14 protein-coding genes are annotated in these 16,852 nt (G+C 69.8%); 9 read left to right on the forward strand and 5 right to left on the reverse strand.

Going from position 1 to position 16,852, the window contains the following annotated elements; translation table 11 throughout:
* Positions 1-97: 97 nt before the first annotated feature.
* Positions 98-1,138, reverse strand: coding sequence for a zinc-binding dehydrogenase (locus BBK82_RS31055; RefSeq protein ID WP_179953713.1), 1,041 nt, complete (start codon positions 1,136-1,138; stop codon positions 98-100).
* A 75-nt stretch (positions 1,139-1,213) separates the two neighbouring features.
* Between BBK82_RS31055 and BBK82_RS31060 the strand changes: the two genes are divergently transcribed.
* Both BBK82_RS31060 and BBK82_RS31065 read left to right on the forward strand, forming a co-directional pair.
* On the forward strand, positions 1,214-1,522 hold the full coding sequence (locus BBK82_RS31060; RefSeq protein ID WP_065918167.1) for an ArsR/SmtB family transcription factor: 309 nt from the start codon (positions 1,214-1,216) through the stop codon (positions 1,520-1,522).
* Positions 1,523-1,799: 277 nt separating this feature from the next.
* Positions 1,800-4,472 carry a SpoIIE family protein phosphatase gene (locus tag BBK82_RS31065; protein WP_065918168.1) on the forward strand — a complete coding sequence of 891 codons (2,673 nt, stop codon included), beginning with the start codon at positions 1,800-1,802 and terminating at the stop codon, positions 4,470-4,472.
* 152 nt (positions 4,473-4,624) lie between these two features.
* On the opposite strand, the gene BBK82_RS31070 is transcribed toward BBK82_RS31065, so the two are convergent.
* A complete protein-coding gene (locus tag BBK82_RS31070) occupies positions 4,625-5,083 on the reverse strand; it encodes a MarR family winged helix-turn-helix transcriptional regulator (RefSeq protein ID WP_170067989.1) in 459 nt (152 codons plus the stop codon).
* Positions 5,084-5,153: 70 nt separating this feature from the next.
* Between BBK82_RS31070 and BBK82_RS31075 the strand changes: the two genes are divergently transcribed.
* Positions 5,154-6,068: an NmrA family NAD(P)-binding protein gene (locus BBK82_RS31075; RefSeq protein ID WP_065918170.1), complete on the forward strand. Its 915-nt coding sequence runs from the start codon at positions 5,154-5,156 to the stop codon at positions 6,066-6,068.
* A 70-nt stretch (positions 6,069-6,138) separates the two neighbouring features.
* Here BBK82_RS31075 and BBK82_RS31080 read toward each other — a convergent pair whose 3' ends face one another.
* Together BBK82_RS31080 and BBK82_RS31085 are read right to left on the reverse strand one after the other, a co-directional pair.
* The gene (locus BBK82_RS31080; RefSeq protein ID WP_065918171.1) at positions 6,139-6,606 is read right to left on the reverse strand and encodes an SRPBCC domain-containing protein; all 468 of its coding nucleotides are present in this window, start codon (positions 6,604-6,606) and stop codon (positions 6,139-6,141) included.
* 178 nt (positions 6,607-6,784) lie between these two features.
* Positions 6,785-8,386, reverse strand: coding sequence for a choice-of-anchor Q domain-containing protein (locus BBK82_RS31085; RefSeq protein WP_170067991.1), 1,602 nt, complete (start codon positions 8,384-8,386; stop codon positions 6,785-6,787).
* A gap of 500 nt (positions 8,387-8,886) precedes the next feature.
* Here BBK82_RS31085 and BBK82_RS31090 point away from each other — a divergent pair, with 500 nt between their 5' ends.
* Positions 8,887-9,954: a LacI family DNA-binding transcriptional regulator gene (locus BBK82_RS31090; RefSeq protein WP_065918173.1), complete on the forward strand. Its 1,068-nt coding sequence runs from the start codon at positions 8,887-8,889 to the stop codon at positions 9,952-9,954.
* Positions 9,955-10,016: 62 nt separating this feature from the next.
* On the opposite strand, the gene BBK82_RS31095 is transcribed toward BBK82_RS31090, so the two are convergent.
* Positions 10,017-11,453: an aldehyde dehydrogenase family protein gene (locus BBK82_RS31095; RefSeq protein WP_065918174.1), complete on the reverse strand. Its 1,437-nt coding sequence runs from the start codon at positions 11,451-11,453 to the stop codon at positions 10,017-10,019.
* A 153-nt stretch (positions 11,454-11,606) separates the two neighbouring features.
* Between BBK82_RS31095 and BBK82_RS31100 the strand changes: the two genes are divergently transcribed.
* From BBK82_RS31100 to BBK82_RS31120, 5 genes are read left to right on the forward strand one after another with little or no spacing between them, the layout of a single operon-like run.
* Positions 11,607-12,287, forward strand: a complete 681-nt coding sequence (locus BBK82_RS31100; RefSeq protein ID WP_170067992.1) for a GntR family transcriptional regulator — start codon at positions 11,607-11,609, stop codon at positions 12,285-12,287.
* Positions 12,277-13,440 (forward strand): alpha-amylase family protein, encoded by a 1,164-nt coding sequence (locus tag BBK82_RS31105; RefSeq protein ID WP_065918175.1) that lies wholly within the window; start codon positions 12,277-12,279, stop codon positions 13,438-13,440. Before BBK82_RS31100 ends, BBK82_RS31105 begins: the two co-directional genes overlap by 11 nt.
* The gene (locus BBK82_RS31110; RefSeq protein ID WP_065918176.1) at positions 13,437-14,378 is read left to right on the forward strand and encodes an ABC transporter permease; all 942 of its coding nucleotides are present in this window, start codon (positions 13,437-13,439) and stop codon (positions 14,376-14,378) included. Before BBK82_RS31105 ends, BBK82_RS31110 begins: the two co-directional genes overlap by 4 nt.
* A gap of 10 nt (positions 14,379-14,388) precedes the next feature.
* Positions 14,389-15,261 carry an ABC transporter permease gene (locus BBK82_RS31115; RefSeq protein WP_065918177.1) on the forward strand — a complete coding sequence of 291 codons (873 nt, stop codon included), beginning with the start codon at positions 14,389-14,391 and terminating at the stop codon, positions 15,259-15,261.
* A gap of 36 nt (positions 15,262-15,297) precedes the next feature.
* Complete coding sequence (locus tag BBK82_RS31120) at positions 15,298-16,851, forward strand: ABC transporter substrate-binding protein (RefSeq protein WP_065918178.1); 1,554 nt, start codon at positions 15,298-15,300, stop codon at positions 16,849-16,851.
* Position 16,852: the final 1 nt, after the last annotated feature.

Genomic DNA, 16,852 nt, shown 5'->3' on the forward strand with positions numbered 1-16,852 from the left:
TGGTGAACGCGACGCACGAGATCCTTCACCATGCTCCGCCGCCTCACGACCCAGGATCGGCCGCACGCGTCGAGCGCGCGGCCGGGGTCGGATGCGCTCACGGCTGCGTCGATGTCGCTGATGCGCCTGCCGGGTGAGGCGAAGGTGTTGTCTGGTGCGGTGGTTCGTCCAGGGGGTGCACGGCGATGGCGATCTTGCCGCGTGGCCGTCTGCGGCCATTGCCGGCGGAGGCCTCCAGCAGTGCGTGTGCCTGTGCGACGTCGGACAGCGGGAGTACGGCGCCGATCACGGGCCGGAGTTCACCTTGGTCCACCAGTCGGCCGAGGGCGGCGAGTTTGGCCTGGCCGGGGCTGACGAAGAGGAAGTGGTAGGTCGCGTTCACGCCCCATGCGGCGAGCAGGTTCTGGGGTTGTGGTGTGTCCACGATGGACACGACGCGGCCTTGGTCGGCGAGGACCTCCGGGCTGCGGGTCAGGGTGTCGCCGCCGACGGTGTCGAGCACGACGTCCACCTTGCCCAGTGCGCGGACCTGTGACACGTAGTCACCGGCCGAGAAGTCGATCGCGGTGTCGGCTCCGAGTCCGGTGACGAACTCGTGGTCCGCCGCCCGTGCGGTGGTCACCACCTCGGCTCCCAGCGCTTTGGCGATCTGGATGGCGACCGAGCCGACGCCGCCCGCTCCGCCGTGCACCAGGACTCGTTCCCCGGCCCGTACCGCGGCGCGTTCGACCAGTGCCTCCCAGGCCGTCACGCCCACGAGTGCGAGTCCGGCGGCCTCGACGTGGGACAGCTGCGCGGGTTTGCGGGTGACCAGAGCCTGGTCGACCACGTGGAACTCCGCGTAGGTGCCCTGCCCGGCGAAGATCGGGGTCAGGTACCAGACCTCGTCGCCCGGCCGGAAGTCGTCCGCTCCGGGGCCGGTCTCGACCACCACGCCGGAGACGTCGTTGCCGATCACCGCGGGCAGTGCCAGTTGGTCGCGGTAGTCGCCGCGCCGGGTCTGGAGGTCGAGGGGGTTGACGGACGTGGCGAGCACGCGGACCAGCACCTGACCGGGGCCGGGGGTGGGGCGTGGCAGTTCCCGGGTGGTGAACGCGGTGTCCGCGTCGCCGAAGTGGACGAGTTCCACCGCACGCATCGATGTGAGCATGTCTCAAGCCTAAATCGACATATCGCGAATCGTCAATATGTATCTGGGGGGTAAGGTCACCGCGTGTTCTCGGAGGCGGAGTTGCTGGCTGTGTTCCGGGCCCTGTCCAACCCGACCCGCCGGCAGATGCTGGTGTGGCTCAAGGACCCGATGGGTTTCCCCGGTCAGGAGCCCGGCGACGTGGAGATCGGTGTCTGCGTGACCGACATCCAGCAGCGGGTGGGCCTGGGGCAGTCCACCACCTCGCAGTACCTCGCGATGCTGCGGCAAGTGGGGCTCGTGGTCGCCACCAGGCGGGGCAAGTGGACCTACTACCGCCGCGATGAGGCGAACATCGCTCGTCTCCTGGAGACCCTGCGCGACGTGTTCTAGCGGTCACGACCGGAACTCCGTCGAGGTCACGGCGGCCCAGGGAAACCCGAAGCCCGAGTTTCGACGCCGAAGAGGACGGTCGCTGTCCGGTGGACCTCAAGCCCGCCAGCCATGCGGGTCCGTGCGGCGCTGCCGCATACTGCTCGCATCACGCTGATCACCGTGACCTCCCGCTGGGTACGCGTGGCCGACCTCGTCACCTCGACGTGGCCGGCGCCGCAACCGGCTTTCGTGGCGGGCGCGGTGAGACGGCACCACGGCAGGAGACCTGACGAACATGGACAAGCCGGATGACCTGCTGAACGCCATTGCAGCGGTCGTGTACCAAGCCGACGCCGGCTCGGGAGTGGTGTCGTCGATCTCGGCGTACGCCGAGCGCATGTTCGGCCACCCGTTGCACTGGTGGCACGGACGGGCCGATGCGTGGCGGTCGGTGGTCCATCCGCAGGACTTGGCCGCGGTCGAGCGTGACCGTGCGCGCGGTGCCGGCGAGCGCGACGAGTTCGATCTGACCTATCGGATCGTCGACGCGGGCGGACGCGTGCTGTGGGTGCAGGATCGCATCGTCGTGCAGCGCTCGGCCGAAGGAGCCCCGTTGTGGTTGCGCGGGGTGTTGACCGACGTCACACGGCACATCGCCGATCGCGAGCGTGAGCAGTTCCTGACGCTGCTGGATCACGAGCTGCAACGCACCAGTGACGCCGAGAGCGTGATGGCGGCGGCGACGCGGATGCTCGGCGAGCACCTGCGGGCCGACCGGTGCGCCTACGCCCAGGTGGAGCAGGACGAGAACCACTTCGTGATGAGCGGCGACCATGCGACTGGTCTGCCGCCGTTGGCCGGCCGGTTCGCGATGAGCGCGTTCGGCGAACCGGCGGTGGCCGCCATGCGCGCCGGCTCACCGTGGATCGTCGGCGACAGCGCTGCCGACCCCCGTCTCGGCACTGCCGACCAAGCCGTTTACGAGGCCACCGGGATCCGCGCGGTGGTCTGTCTGCCTCTCATGCGGGATGGTCGTTTCGTCGCGGGCATGGCCGTCCACCAAGCGACCGCACGTCAGTGGAGCGCACCCGAGATCGAGCTGGTGTCGGTTGTGGTCAACCGGTGCTGGGAGTCGCTGCAACGCGTCCACGCCGACCGGCAGCTGCGCGACAGTGAGCTCCGGTATCGCCAGCTGGTCGAATCGACCACCGACGCCATCCTCATGCTGGACGCTGACCTGCGGTTCATCGACGCCAACCCGGCGTTGTGCACGCTGCTCGGCCGCGACCGGAACGAGCTCGTGGGCACCGCCGCAGCCGACGTGCTCGACCACGGAGAGCACAGCCGCTTGCGTGAGCTGGTCGACGACACGGCCTCACCGCGCAGCATCACCGCCGTGTGGCATCTGCTGCGGGCCGACGACACCCGCGTCGCCGTCGAGCTCAGCATCCAGACCACCAGCCGGGGAGTGCAGGCCATCGGCCGCGACATCACCGAGCGGCTGCGCGCCGAGGCCGAACGAGACCTGCTCCTGCGCAGGGAACACGAGATCGCGGAAACCCTGCAACGCAGTCTGCTTCCCCGAGAGCTGCCGCCACTGGAGCGGCTCGCGGTCTCGGCACGCTACCTCCCCGCGGGCTACGGCCAGATCGGCGGCGACTGGTACGACGTGCTGCACCTGGGCAAGACCACCGTGGCGCTGACGGTGGGTGACGTCGTCGGCAAGGGAGCCGCTGCCGCCGCGGTCATGGGACAGCTGCGCAGCGCTCTGTCGGGCTACCTGGTCGACGGCCATCCTCCGGCGGCCGCACTGGAGCGGCTGGACGCGTTCGCCGCACGGATCGAGGGTGCCGCGGGCAGCTCCTGCGCGTGTGCGACCTTCGACTGGGCCACCGGCACACTGTGCTGGTCGACCGCGGGCCACCCACCGCCGGTCGTGGTCGACGACACCACCGCGCAAACGCTGACCGGTCACGGCGCCGTACTGGGCGTGTCGAAGCGAGAGCCATACCGCGATCAGCAGACCACGCTACGACCAGGAGCATCGATCCTGCTCTACACCGACGGACTGGTCGAACACCGCGAACGCCCCATCGACCAGGGCCTGCACGCGCTGACGAACGTTGTCAGTCCCGCCCATGAGCAAAATCCCACTTCGCTCGCCAACACCGTCATCGACGCGTTGCTCACCGACGGACAACACGACGACGTGGCTCTGGTGATCGCCCGCCACCTTCCGCCGCCACTGCGGCAACGACTCCCCGCCCGTCCCGGCGAGCTGGCCGGGATGCGCAAGCGCATCAGGACCTGGTCACAGCAGTCGGGCCTGTCACCCGATGCGGGGTACGACCTGCAGCTGGCGTTGGGAGAGGCCGTCGCGAACGCCGTCGACCACGCCTACCCCGATGAACCAGGAGACCTCGAATACAGCGTGCGTCACACCGCGACCGCAATAGAGGTGACGGTCAGTGACGAAGGTCGTTGGCGCCCGCCCACACCCGGCCCCACCAACCGCGGTCGAGGCATCAAGCTCATCCAAACCCTCTCCACCACGATGGACCTGCGGCACGACGCCAACGGCACCACCGTGACCTTCCAGCTGGCCTGTACCACTCGGAACGACACCGCCGCAGAGCACCCGTCACCCTCACCGAGCTCTCCACCGGAGGCCGATACCGCAGACCACGGCAACACCGCCGTCGCGCCGGTACAACACCTGGCGCTCGACGAAGACCTCGACTCCGCCACGATCCCGCGCATCCGACAGACGCTGCTGACCCAGATCACCACTTCCGATCCACGTCCGGTGAACGTCGATCTGACCGCGGTGCGCTACATCAGCAGCTCCGGCATCGCACTGCTGATCGAGGCCATGACAGCAGCACACGATCGTGGTCGCGCCCTGACCGTCACGACGGCGCCAGGATCGGCACCCGCGCGCATCCTGGCGTTGTCCGGTCTCGCGTGACGTTGCGGCGCTTGTAGATCGGGGTCGAAGGCGAGGCCTGCCCTCGGCGGCAACCTCGCCACGACGTCGACGCTGACCCTGCTCCGGAACAGCGCCTCCTTCTTGACAGGGCTCGGTGTGTTGCTCCTCCGACTCTCTGATGCGGACGACGATCAGGCGTCCGGCCGCTCTGGTTCTCTCCCAGGCGGGCCCTGCAGGTCGACTTCGTCCGCGAACCGCGTCAGAAGCTCGGCCAGGTGTTCGACGTCGCCGGTCGGCCAGTGACGGAGGACCCGGGTGAGCCAGGTGAGGCGGAAGTCGGTGGCACGTTCCCTGGTGCGCCGTCCGCTGTCGGTGAGCACCACCCTGGTTCGTCTGGCGTCTGACGACGAAGGTTCGCGTTGTACCAGCCCGACTTTCGCTGCCTTGTCGACAAGGCGGCTGGCGGTCGAGTGCTCGGTGTCGGTGAACGCGGCGATGTCGCGGATGGTGCTGTCCTGGCCTGCTTCGGCAGCGCGCGCACACGCTTCGACGACCAGGATGCTCGACATGTCCACGGGTATGCCGTCGTCCTTGATGCTGGATCGCGGCGCGCTCCACAACCTGCGCAGGCGGACCAGCGCGGCGTCCAAGCCGTCCACGTGCTCCTCGCGCGACATATGTGTACGATACATGTAGCACGTGTCTGTGCGAAGGCGTCGGATGCGGGGCGGGCAAGGTGGTGCTCGCCGTGACCGAGGAGGAAGCGCCGTGCTGCTGATCACCGGCCCGTCCGGCAACGTCGGCAGCGAGCTCATCGCCCTGCTGGAGGAGCGGCATTCCCACCTGCCGCGGCGAATCGGAAGTCGCCATCCCCTGCCTGACCGCGCTGACCACGTGCACCTCGACTTCGCCGACCGCAGCACCTGGAGCTCCGCACTGTCCGATGTGGACGCGCTGTTCCTGCTGTTCCCGCTACCCGGCAACAAGGCGGCTCGCGAGCGGATCATCCCGTTCGTGAAGGCCGCGGCACGCGCCGGCTGCCGGCACGTGGTCTACATCTCCGTGTTCGGTGCCGATCGTCTTGCTTTCTTGCCTCATTTCAAAGTCGAACAGGCGATTCGAGCCAGTGGCATGAGCTGGACCGTGCTGCGCTGCTCGTTCTTCATGCAGAACCTGCACCGCGTGGTGTCCACCCACGGCGTCGACATCGTCGAGCGCGGCGAGCTGTTCATCCCAGCGGGTTACGGGCGCACAACGTTCCTCGACGCCCGCGACGCCTCCGCGGTCGCGCTCGACGCCCTGGTACATCCCGATCGTCACCGCGACGTCGTTCACCACCTCACCGGCGGGCAGACGCTCGACATGCACGAGGTCGCCGCAATGCTGAGCACCGCGCTGGATCGGCGCGTCCACTACACCCGTCCCAGCTCGATCCGCTTCGCCGCACGGCTTCGCCGCCGCGGCGTCGGTTGGGACACCATCGGTTTCATGGCCGCGGTCTACACCGCCACCAGGTTCGGCTTGAACCAGCCGATCACCGACGACGTCCAGCAGTTGCTGGGCAGGAAACCCATGTCCTTGCGCCGGTTTCTGGATGACTCGGCTTGGCGGTGGCGCGAGCGGCGGTGGACCTGACTGCCGCCATCCCGCAGGTGTCATGCGTCGACGGCTCTGTGATCCCCGGCTGACCCGCCGAACGCCTTCGTCAGGGGTGGACCGATCCGCTCAAGTCCAGTCCTTCCAGCCATCGCTGGTGCCAGTGCAACAGGCACGGGCGCAGCCATGCGCCCGCGACGGCGGGCAGGAACCCTCGCTGGGTCTCCTCCGTGGCCACGTGCGTCGTTCCGTCGGATCTCGGTGTGAGCAGCCACCGGTGGTGGCCGTGCGTGCCGAACGCGGTCCCGGTCCAGCCGAGCTCGCGTTGTGGGTCGAAGAAGGTCACGATGCAGTCGACGCGGATGTTGAACGTGGTCCAGCGGAACCGGGTGCCAGGACCGAGCACCACCGCGTCGTCGAGTTCCACCCCGCGTGCGTTGCGGTACCAGTCGGGCCAGGAGCGTGCGTCGACCAGCATCTTCCAGATGACCTCGGCATCGGTGGAGACCACCAGTTCGTTGCGGGTGTGGAGCGAGGTTTCCTCGGGTGACAAGCCCCGCGGCCAGTGGATGGTCATGATGCTCTCCTGGCAAGATCACTCAGGCTGGTGCCGGGCACGGCGAGTGCGACGCCGGGCCCGGCCAGTGCGGTGTGGTGGCGGTGCACGGCCTCGAAGAGGGGCCCACGGCGTCCGCCGGCCCAGTAGGAGCGCTGTTCTCCTCCGCCGGGGCCGGCGTCTGCCGTTGGGCGGTTGATCAGCCGTTGGCGCGCTTGCGCCTTGCCAGCCAGAAGGTCACGCCGCCCGCCGCCAGCACGACAGCGCCTCCGATGGCCAGCGCGACCACGCTGGCCCCGGTGCTGGCGAGCCCGCCGGAGCCGGTGCCGACGGCGGCGTCGGTCGTCTTCGCAGTCTCCGTCGGTGCGGGGGAGGCGTTGTCCGGCGTACCCGCTGCTTCGGCCGGAGCTGCCACCGCGTTGTCCACGGCAGGCGCCGTCACCGGGGCCGCGGGCTCACCGCCCACCGAGAACTCGAAGGCCCCGCGGTCCAGTGCGCGTCCTGCTTTCCGCTGCTTGCCGGCGACGTCGTGTGCGGGCAGTTCGAACGCCGTGCCGGAGTCGATCGCGGGGGACCCTGCGAGCGGGCGGAAGTCCGCGGTCGCGGGATCGGTGCCCGGCTTGGCCAACTTGGGGTCGGCGATGATGTCGTTCGGTCCCATCGCCTCCGGCTTCTTGCCGCCGAAGTAGACGTTGTGGTCGTAGGTGACGTTGGTGTTGCGGTGCGTCGAGTTGGCCGGCTTGCCCTCGCGCACGACGGAGACGTTGTTCAGGATCCGCACGTCGTCGCTCATCGCGGCGAAGATGTTCGCGTAGGGCTCCATGTTCGTGCTGCGCGAGTTCAGGTACGCGGTGTTGTTGACGATGTCGACGTGCTGCGACTTGAACGAGTGGATGCCCGATCCGCCGTTGTCGAAGGAGACGTTGTTCGCCACGAGGACCCGTCCCTTGTACGCGGGATCGGAGTTGTCCTTGTCCTTCAAGGTGTCGATGATGATGCCGTTGCCGTCCGAGTGCCGGCCGATGTGCGTCCAGATGACCTTGGTCTCGTTGTCGTGGACCACGTTGCCGGTGATGCGGATCTTGTACTGGGACGGGTCACCGGGACCCTCGTCCAGTGCGCGCAGGATCGAAATGCCGCTGGTGGCGTACTCGGTGTACCAGGACGTGGAGTGCACCCGGTTGCGGTCGATCGTCACGTGGTCGGCGTCGATGGCCGAGATGCCGATGCCGGGGCAGTGGTGGACGTGGTTGCCGGTGATCTCCAGGTGGTGTGAGGCCTTGCCGGACTTCTCGTCCTTGTAGGCGCCGATGCAGTTGGTGTTGAAGACCGCCTTCTTCTGCCCGGCCTGCTTCCTGGCTTCGTCGAGGTTGATGGACGCGGCGTCACCCGCCACCTCGAGACCGCGGATCCTGATGTGGGAGGCGCCGGTGATCCTGATGCCGTGCCATCCGGTGACCGGGTTGAGCACCGGCTTGTGACCGGGGAACGCCTCGTAGGTGATGGGTGCTCCGGGGCTGCCGGAGCGGGTGATGTTCACGACGTCGCGGCCGGTCGCGGTCTCCCGGTAGGTGCCGTTCATCAACTGCACCACGTCGCCGGGGTTCGTCGAGTCGGCAGCCTTCTGGATCGTTTTGAACGGCTGGGCTGACGACGTCCCCGTGTTGCCGTCCGAACCGGACGGACTGACGAAGTACGTGGTCGGAGCGGCGTGCGCGGTGCCGCTCAGTGCGAGCAGCCCCAGTGGTGCGGAGCCGATGCTCACCGCGACGGCGAGCCGTAAGAGGCGAAGAGAGTTCACGTGTTTCCTTCCTCGGTCCGACAGGGGTTCGCGTCCTCGCCAGTTCGGCTGTGCGGCGCGAGTGTGTCGAATGGTCGGTGCTCCCGCAACCCTCCACTCGGAGGAGTCCAAACGGGGCACTGGCAGGGTCGAGCTCGTTGTGGTGTCGAGAAAACGCTGGTCGCGAGAAGTTTCGTGCCTCGCTGTCCGCCGGTGTCGCCATCGCGGGAAAAGCTTTTCCCGCGATGGCGCCGGGATCGTAACCGATGCCCTCCGGGACGTTCGGAGGGTGGGTCCTTGTGCTGCTGTGCAAGTCTTCCGGGTGAACTCATGCGGGCACTTCCGCCTGGAAGCCGGTTGCTGTCTTGAAATCGCTGTTCGAGCGAGGTTAGGCTGATGGTGCGGAAAAGCTTTTCCCGAGCCCCGCCGTCGACGCCGTGCCGGGCGGTGCGGGGCCTCGGGCCACCGCCGGTCCAGGGTGCTCAGGCCGGTTCGTCGCGGGGTCCGTAGGATCGACGGCCGTGGAGGGAAACGCGACACTGATCGACGTGGCACGGGTGGCGGGGGTGTCCCTGGCGACCGCGTCGCGGGCGATCAACGGCAGCGCCCGGACGGTGGGCGCGGAACTGCGCGAGAAGGTGCTGCGGGCGGCGCAGGAGCTGGACTACTCTCCGAACGCGGCCGCGCGGACGATGAAGCGCGGCCACGCCGACGTGGTCGGGATGATCGTCCCGGACATCGCGGACCCGTACTTCGCGGGCATCGCCTCCGGCGTCATGAAGGCCGCCGACGAGCAGGGCCTGATGGTCTCGATCGCCAGCACGCGCAGGCAGGTCAGCCGCGAGGCCGAGTACGTGGCGGGGTTCCGCCGCCAGCGCAACCGCGCGGTCATCCTCGCGGGCAGCCGCACCAGCAGCCGGGCCGAGACCGAGTGCCTCAAGGTCGAGGTCGACCGCTTCGAGGCGCAGGGCGGCAGGGTCGCGGTGGTGAGTCAGCGCAAGCTGCCGGTGGACACCGTGGTCGTGGAGAACAGGCAGGGCGCCCGTGCGCTGGCGGCGGACCTCGCCGATCTGGGTTATCGCGACTTCGCCGTGCTCGCCGGACCCCGTGACCTGCTCAGCGCCAAGGACCGCCTCGACGGCTTCCGGACGGGACTGGCCGAGGCCGGCGTCGAGCTCGACAGGGAGCGGATCGTCAACGGCGAGTTCAGCAGGGACGGCGGCTTCCAGGCGATGGAGCGGGTCCTGGAGCAGCTCGACGGGATCGACTGCGTGTTCGCCGTCAACGACGTCATGGCGCTCGGAGCGATCGCGGCCGTCCGTTCGCGGGGGCTCGACGTGCCCCGCCACCTGTCGGTCGCGGGGTTCGGCGACATCTCGACGCTGCGGGACATGTCGCCCCGGTTGACGACCGTGCGGGTGGACCTCGAGAGGCTGGGCCGGCTCGCGCTCGAGATGGTCCTGTCGAACGACAGCGGCGCCCCGCGGACCCGCCGGGAGAAGTGCCAGGTGGTACTGGGTGCCAGCACCCCCGGCCGCAAGACCGCCGGCCGCAAGACCGCCGGTCGGAGGTCCTCGGCGAGAGGGTGATCGCGGCGTGGTCGCTGCCACCGGCGGCGGGCTTGGCGCGGTCACCGGGCAGCTCGGCGGTGTCATGCCGGCCGCCGGGTCCACTCACCGTCCACCCGGCGCGGCAAGTGCCACGGGTTGTCACGGCGCAGGGGCGGCGGAAGCAGCTCGTCCGGCATGTCCTGGTAGGCCACCGGGCGCAGCCACCGGTCGATGGCGGACGCGCCGACGCTGGTGTGCAGGGGTGCGGTGGTCGCGGGCCACGGCCCTCCGTGGTGCATGGCGGCGGTGACCGCCACGCCCGTGGGCCAGCCGTTCCAGACCACCCGGCCCGTCCGCACGGCGCCGAGCACGGTGGCCGCCAGGTCGTCGCCGGCCTCGCCGTGCACGGCTGCGGCCAGACTCGGGGGAACCGCCGCGAGGGCGGCCAGCAGGTCATCGGCGGAGTTGTACTCGACGACCAGGGCGGACGGGCCGAAGCACTCCGCGACCAGTTCTTCCCCCAAAGTGGCGGCGGACGTTCCGAACAGGCTCGGCGAGACCGCGTCCTGCGTCTGCTCGGGCAACGGCACGATCTCGCGGACACCACGTCGCCGGGCCAGCGCACGGACCGCGGCCAGGTAACCGTCCCTGATCCAGGGTCCGAGCAGCTGACTGGGCGCGACCTGTGTGACAGCCCGCCGCAGCACCTCGTCCAGGCCGTGTCCCGCCGGGAGGAAGAGGAGACCGGGTTTCGTGCACAGCTGGCCCGAGCCGAGGGTGAACGACGCCACGAACGCCTTCGCCACCTCCTCGCCGCGCGCCGCCACGGCCGCGGGTGTGACCACGACCGGGTTGACCGAACCCAGTTCGCCGTAGAACGGGATCGGGTCCGGCCTGCCGGTGGCCAGGTCGAACAACGCGCGCCCGCCCGCGCCGGAGCCGGTGAACCCGACCGCGGTGATGTTCGGGTCCACCACCAGTGCGCGGCCTGCGTCCCGGCCGGTCACCAGCGACAGCACGCCGTCGGGCAGCACGTCCGCGGCCAGCGCGCAGGTCAGCGCTGACAGCTCCGGATGTCCCTCGTGGGCCTTGACCACCACCGGGCATCCCGCTGCCAGGGCACTGGCGGTGTCGCCACCGAGCACGGAGAACGCGAACGGGAAGTTCGACGCGGCGAACACGGCCACCGGTCCGAGCGGGGTGAGCATCCTGCGGAGGTCGGGCCGGCCCGCGGGCGGAGGACCGTCGACCGGCCGGTCGACGACCACGTCGAGATAGGCGCCGTCGGTGATGACGTCGGCGAAGGCGGCCAGTTGGAACCGGGTGCGGTCCACTTCGGCGTGGAGACGGGCCGCACCGATGTGGGTTTCCCCGTCCGCCACCGAGACGAGCTCGGCGCGGTGCTCCTCCACCACCTGAGCGAGGCGGCGCAGCAGGTCGGCGCGATGGTCTGGTGACGACGCGGCCAGGGAGGGAAACGCCGAGAGGGCGGCCGCGGTCACGTCGGAGACGCGTTCGGCCGTGGATGTGGTGCGCATGAGACCTCACCGTGGTGTCCGGGTCGGCGACTTCGAGAATTTCCGGCACCGACACTTGCGTTTGGTATCTTGGTATACCAACATACCGGTATGCCACCCCGCGATGTGACGCGAACCATAAGCCCGACGCGCGAGCCGCTCAACGGAGCAGCGTTGGCCGCGTTCCTGCCGCCTGCCCAGACGCCTGCCTCCCGCGCCGACGTGGTGTGCGAGGCGTTGCGCCGCGCGATCCTCGACGGTGTGCTCCAGCCGGGGCAGCCGTTGGTCGAGCGGGAGCTGGCGGACATGTTGGGTGTCTCGAAGACACCGGTCCGCGAAGCGCTGAAGCAACTGCGGTCCACCGGCCTGGTCGAGGTGGTGTCGTTCCAGGGAGTGCGGGTGCGCGAACTGGACGCGGACTACGTGGGAAAGCTGTACGCCGCGCGGGCGAGCACTGAACCCTCCGCGGTTCGCCTGGCCGTGCAACGGCTCGGCGCCACCGAGCACGCCGCCGCGCACACCGCGCTGCAGACGGCCGCCGAGTGCGCCTCCCGCGGTGACCGAACGGGGATGGGCATCGCGAACCGGGCCTTCCACCGCGTGCTGTACACGGCGTCGGACAACGGCTTCCTGTGCGACTTCCTCGACCGGTTGCAGGACCTCACCGCCTTCGCGGCCACCACCGGCTGGCGGCTGCGCGCGACCTTCGAACAGGAGGCGGCCGAGCACGCCGCGATCCTCGCCGCCGTGGAACAGGGAGACGCGGACCTGGCCGAGCGGCTGGCTCGCGAACACATCGAGAAAGCAGCCAGGACGCTGTCGGAGACCTTGCCGGACGCGGGCCATGAAGGTTGACCTGTTCGCGCACCCGGTCTCCTTCCGGGCCGATCCGGCGGGGCAAGCCGAGCGGATCGCGGCCACGGGCGCGGACGGGGTCGTGCTCGCGCTGGCCTACCACAGCGGTCGTTGGTTGCTCACCACCAGCGATCCCGGTGCCGTCACCCACCTCGACGCGGGCCGCTTCTTCCACGACGACAACCCCGACCTGCTCGGCCAGGCCGTTGTGGAGGACACCTCCACGACCGTGGTCGAGGCGTTGCGGTCGGCCGGACTCGACGCGTCCGGCTGGCTCGTCGGGCTGCACCAGTCGGCGATCGCCACCGATCGGCCCGATCTGGCCCTGCGCAACGCCTTCGGTCACCGCTACCGGCACGCGTTGTGCCCGGCACGACCGGAAGTCGTCGCGTTCGCCCGCGCGCTGGTGGCGGGCGCGGCGCGCACCACCGGTGTGTCCAGGCTGGAACTGGAGGCGTTCGGGTACCTGGGTTGGGCGCACCAGGGTGCGCACGAGAAGGTGGGCACCGCACTGCGCCCGGCCGACCAGTGGTTGCTGTCGCTGTGCGTGTGCTCGGCGTGCCGCGTCCGGTTCAGCGCCTCCGGCGTCGACCCGGACGAGCTCACCGGCCGGGTCACCACCGCGGTGAGAGCTCAGCTGAGCGAACCGCGCCCGCCCGCGTCCGACCTGGCCGAGGACATCGACTCCGCGCTCGGCCGGCAGCTCCACCAAGCGGTGCTGTCGGTCCGGTCAGGGGTCAGCTCCGAGCTGGTGGCCGCGGCCGTCGACGCGGCCGGGAGCACACCGGTCTCCGTGCGCGCCACCGCCGATCCCCACGGCTGCACCGGCAAGACCGCGGGAGGGCTCGCTGACCTCGCGGCCACCGGTGCCGGGCTCACCGTCACCGATCTGTCCGGCGACTTCGACGCCCTGCAACGGGAACTCGAGGCGGCCGCCGCGGTCGCGACCCACCTGACCGTCGGCTGGAGCCTCTTCCACTCCGCCACCCCGACCAGCGCGGTGCTGGGGGCCGTCACGGACCTGGCGGTCGCGCACGGGGCGGACGCGCTCGCGCTCTACCTCTACGACCTCGTTCCCGCCGCCCGGCTGCGGGACCTGCCCACCCAGCGCCGCACTTCCGCGCTCGTCACCACGGGGGAGGCGTCCCGATGACGGCCTACCTGATCCGCCGGCTGGCACAGCTCGTGCCCGTGCTGCTCGTCGTCTCGATGATCCTGTTCGCACTGCTGCGACTGCTGCCGGGCGATCCCACCACGGAGATCCTCGGGCAGGAGGCCAGCGAGGCGGACCGGGCCGCGCTGCGTGCCGACCTCGGCCTGGACGACCCCGTGTGGCAGCAGTTCCTGGACTGGACGGGAGGTGCGCTGACCGGTGACCTCGGCCGGTCGTGGCTCACCAACGAAGAAGTCGGCTCCGTCATCGCCGACCGGCTGCCCGCCACCGTGGAACTCGGCCTGATCGCGATCGTGCTGACCATCCTCATCGGACTCCCGGCCGGCGTCATCGCCGCCGTCCGCAGCCGCACCAAGACCGACGCGGTGATGACCACGGTCAGCGTGTTCGCCCTGTCGACGCCGCACTTCTACCTGGCGGCACTGCTGATCCTCGTGTTCGGGCTGTGGCTGCGGGTCCTCCCGCCGTCGGGCTACGTGCCGTTCACCGAGGACCCGGTGCAGAACCTGCTGCACATGGTCCTGCCCGCGATCACGATCGGCTCGACGATCATCGCGGTGATCATGCGGCAGACCCGCGGCTCGCTGCTCGCCGCACTCGGCGAGGACTACGTCCGCACCGCGCGCGCCTCGGGACTGGCCCGGCGCCGGATCGTCACCGTCTACGCGCTGCGCAACGCCGTGGTGCCGGTGGTCACGGTGGCCGCGTTGCAGATCGGTGCGCTGATGAGCGCCACGGTCGTCACCGAAGCGGTCTTCACCGTGCCGGGCATGGGCACGCTGATCGTCAACGCGATCTTCAGCCGGGACCTCCCCGTCGTCCAGGGCGCGGTGCTCGTGGTCGTGGTGTTCGTCCTGCTGGTCAACCTGCTCGCCGACCTCCTCTACGCGCGGCTCGACCCGCGCATCACCTACTAGGAGCCCGACCATGGCGACGACGACGAAGTCCCCGCCCCACGAACGGCCCGTGCTCGGCAGCCTGCGCCGTGACCGGCGGGCCTGGTTCGCCCTGCCCGTGCTCACGCTGCTCGTGCTCGCCGCGGCCGCCGCACCGTTCCTCGACGCCGCGGTCGCCGACACCGACACCGACCGGCTGCTGGCCGGGCCGTCTGCCGCACACCCGCTGGGCACCGACGAGCTCGGCCGCGACATCCTCGTCCGCGTCGTCGCAGGCGCACTGGTGACCGTCGAGGTCGCCACCATCGCCGTCGGCCTGGCGCTGGTGCTGGGCACCGCGCTCGGCCTGGTCGCGGGCTACCGGGGCGGCTGGGTGGACTCGGTGCTCATGCGCGTCACCGACGGCCTGCTCGCCTTCCCCCTGCTGGTGCTCGCGCTGACGGTCGTCGCGGCACTCGGACCGGGACTGCGCAACGCGCTGATCGCCATCGCCGTCGTGACCACGCCGCGCTTCGCCCGCCTGGTGCGCGGCGAGGTGCTGTCCCTGCGCACCCGCGAATGGGTGTCGGCCGCCAGGATCGTCGGTGTCGGCACGCCGACCATCCTCGTGCGCCACCTGCTGCCGCACCTGGCCGGCACCCTCCTCGTGTTCGCCGCACTCCAGGCCTCCACCGCGATCATGGCCGAGGCGGCGCTGAGCTTCCTCGGGCTCGGCGTGCAGCCACCCCAGCCCGGGTGGGGCGGCATGGTGGCCTCCGGCACCGCGCACCTCGACTCCAGCTGGGCGCTGAGCGTGTTCCCCGGCCTCGCGATCCTGCTGACGATCGCCGCCTTCAACCTGCTGGCCGACGCCCTGCGCGACGCGCTCGACGCACACCGGCCGGTGCTGTCCCCGATCCGCTGACCTTCGCTCCTCCGCCCCGTGAAGGGATCCGCTGCCGTGTCCCACCCCAGCACATCCCGGCGTGCCGCACTCATCGGTCTCGCCGCCGTCCTGATCGGCTCCACCGTCGCGTGCGGGAGCTCCGCTTCCTCCGGCACGGGAGGCGCGCCCCGCACCGGCGGCACCGTCTCCGTCGGCTTCGACAACGAACCGACCACTTTGGACCCCGCGTTCTCCAGCCAGATCTCCTCCGACCGCAGCGTGCTGAACCTGTTCTACGACACGCTGTTGCGCCAGAACCGAGACGGCGCCTTCGTTCCGGCTCTCGCCGAGAAGTGGGAGGCAGAACCCCGCGCGCTGACGTTCAAGCTCCGCGCCGGGGTGAAGTTCCACGACGGCACGCCGTTCGACGCCCAAGCGGTCGCCGCGAACATCAACCGCGTGCTCGACCCGGCGACGAAGTCGACCAAGACCAGCGCACTGGCCAAGGTCGCCACGGTGCAGGTCGTCGACGACACCACCGTCCGCTTCAACCTCAAGGACCCGGACCCGCTGCTGCTGGTCCAGCTCGCCCACGAACCCGGCATGATGGTCTCGCCGGCCGCGTTGAAGGCCAAGGGCGACGAGTACGGCCGCAACCCCGTCGGCACCGGGCCGTTCACGTTCGACCAGTGGCGCTCCAAGGTCCAGCTCACGGCCAACCGCAACACGTCCTACTGGGCCGAGGACGCGAGCGGCAACCAGCTGCCCAGGCTGGAGAAGGTCGTGGTCCGGTTCATCACCGAACCCAAGGTGCTGCGCACGGAGATCGCCACCGGCGGTGTCCAGCTGGTGCGTGCCCTGCCGCCGGAGGAGTTCGCCCAACTCGCCTCCGACAGGCAGGTCACCATGGACGACATCGGTGTGCGGCGGGCGTACTACGTGGCGCTCAACACGACTCGCGCACCGTTCAACGATCCGAAGATGCGCGCCGCCTTCACCGCGGCAGTGGACCGCTCCGCCATCGGCAAGGTCGCCGCGGCCGACCAGTTCGACCTCGCGCCGTCGTTCGCCACGAAGAGCGACTGGTACCACGACGACTCGATCACCTCGCCGTCGTTCGACCAGAAGGCCGCCAAAGCCGCCGTCACGACACCCACGTCGATCACCGTGCTGGCCCGCAGGCGCGCACCGGACCCGACGATCGCCGAACTGCTCCAGGCCCAGCTCTCCGACGCGGGCTTCACGGTGAAGTCCGAGGTGCTGGAGCTGCAGACGCAGCTCGACCGCATGCGCAAGCAGGACTTCGACGCCGCGGTGCTCGTGGTCGACGTGCCGCGACTCGACCCCTCCCTGGTGTTCGACCCGTACTTCACCAGCAAGGGTTCGAACAACTGGTCCGGCCTCAACGACAAGACCTTGGACGACGTGCTCTCGCTGGCCCGCAGCACCGACGACAAGACGGTGCGCGGCAAGGCCTACGGCGACGCGCAGCGCCGCATCCTGGACCAGCGCTACTGGACCTTCCTGCACCAGGCCAAGTCCCCCCTGATCCGCCGCACCGCGCTGCAGGGCGTCGTGCTCAACGTCGACGGCCAGTGGCGCCTCGACGAGGCCTACCTCGACCGATGAG

The sequence above is a fragment of the Lentzea guizhouensis genome (genome assembly GCF_001701025.1).
In the GTDB taxonomy this organism is placed as follows: domain Bacteria; phylum Actinomycetota; class Actinomycetes; order Mycobacteriales; family Pseudonocardiaceae; genus Lentzea; species Lentzea guizhouensis.